At 69.2% G+C, this 266-nt stretch carries 1 protein-coding gene; it reads right to left on the bottom strand.

Annotated elements, in window-relative coordinates; all coding sequences use genetic code 11:
• Positions 1-266: hypothetical protein (locus MTCD1_RS19360; RefSeq protein ID WP_200818679.1), on the bottom strand; the 266-nt coding region annotated here is incomplete at both ends.

The following is a 266-nucleotide window of genomic DNA, read 5'->3' as shown; positions in this document are numbered from 1 at the left end:
TGCCAGCCCTGGCGACGCAGCTCCGGCAACTGCTCGCGGACGAAACGCAGCCAGGCATCTTCGTTGGGCAGCAGGTACATCTCCGCCGAATCCCTCGGCAGTGCCTGGCTCTGACGCAGCGCTACGCGAAAGCCGAGGGCCTCGAGCTGCCGCCGCAAGGCCTGCTCGGTCTGTGGCTGGCGGGCAATCAGCAGGAGCTCGTCGCCGTCCGGCTGGCGCAGGCGCTCGCCGTCGCGCTTGCCGTGCACCACGGCGTTGCCATAAAC

The sequence above is a fragment of the Colwellia marinimaniae genome, from assembly GCF_002207865.1.
Classification (GTDB): domain Bacteria; phylum Pseudomonadota; class Gammaproteobacteria; order Enterobacterales; family Alteromonadaceae; genus Colwellia; species Colwellia marinimaniae.
Note: the sequence above shows the minus strand (reverse complement) of the source record. Positions and strands in the feature narration are given on the sequence as shown.